This window comes from Levilactobacillus muriae (assembly GCF_045862015.1).
Taxonomy (GTDB): domain Bacteria; phylum Bacillota; class Bacilli; order Lactobacillales; family Lactobacillaceae; genus Levilactobacillus; species Levilactobacillus muriae.
Genome location: NZ_BAAFRU010000070.1, coordinates 1 through 1131 on the forward strand (window position 1 = coordinate 1; position 1131 = coordinate 1131).

The 1131-nt window shown below is 37.3% G+C and carries 2 protein-coding genes; one reads left to right on the forward strand and one right to left on the reverse strand.

Features of this window, described 5'->3' with window-relative positions; translation table 11 throughout:
• Window positions 1–616 (reverse strand): MobQ family relaxase (gene mobQ, locus ACKTSF_RS14535; RefSeq protein ID WP_407890297.1); only part of this gene is annotated, 616 nt, incomplete at its 3' end.
• A gap of 251 nt (window positions 617–867) precedes the next feature.
• Between mobQ and ACKTSF_RS14540 the strand changes: the two genes are divergently transcribed.
• Window positions 868–1095: a hypothetical protein gene (locus ACKTSF_RS14540; RefSeq protein ID WP_071665499.1), complete on the forward strand. Its 228-nt coding sequence runs from the start codon at window positions 868–870 to the stop codon at window positions 1093–1095.
• Window positions 1096–1131: the final 36 nt, after the last annotated feature.

Here is a 1131-nt window from a genome sequence, read left to right on the forward strand (position 1 = left end):
GCTCTAAAACCTGATTGACACTAACTGCCCAATTATGACGCCATTCAATTATTTTTTCTTTCTTATCCCAATCGACCATCAGTATCTTTCTACTCTTAGGGTACTTGCTAGTTCCGGTATACATTTTATTGCCATTATCATCTAAAATATATTGCTTTTTGCTCTTAATTCCCCATGTTCCATCTGAATTAAACGGCCGATTAGTTAACATCACATGAGCGTGCGGATTATCTGGGTGGTCGCGATGAATTGCCACGTCGGCTACCATGCCCTCATCAACAAAATTTTCTTGCACATATTTTGTCAGTAATTCTTTCTGTTCGGATTCACTTAATTCTACCGGTAAAGCCACGTTAAACTCTTTCGCATACCGAGAATTTGCTCGCCGATCTTTTCTTTCTACTTCGTTCCATAATTTTTCTCGATCACTGGCCCATGCTGGTGCATTTTTAGGAGTTAAAATAAAACTCTCTGGTATGACTGACCGAGCATAGAAATAGTGGCGACCTTCTTGATCATCAAATAATTTTTCACCACTTCGATAAGCGGCACTGGCAATCGCACTTCGTCCTTTCCCAGCACTAATATTACTAAAACTCATATGAAAAATTGCCATACTAGTCACCACCTTTCTTTGGATCTATTGGTTGATTTTGTTGTCGCCATCGGCGACTTCTAATACAGGATTTTAGCACGATTTACCCCACAATAATTTAGTGGGGTGTAAGTGCGCATTGACCTCGTTTCACTCGGTCTGCTGATTCTCCTGAATTTACTTTTAGTGTATGCCTTCCGCTTCGCTATTTCAACTTCTATACTTTGACTTAACGTTTCCTATATGATATAGTTTCGGTGATTATTTCTAATATGATTGGAGGAATCGTTATGTCTAAAAGTAACTTAGAAAAACAAGAAGCTAAATTAAAAGCCCTTAATCAAAAAATTAAGGACGAAAAAAATAAGATTGAACAACGGCTAGGTAAACAAATCATCAGTCAAGCCAATTTAGATTATGCTAATTTGTCTAACGATCAGATTAAGCTTTTAGCTAAGCAATTTTCTGAATTTTTAAAGGTAAAGTCCGTAGATCATTAGCCATACGAGATGGGGAAATTCCATGTCTAATCAATA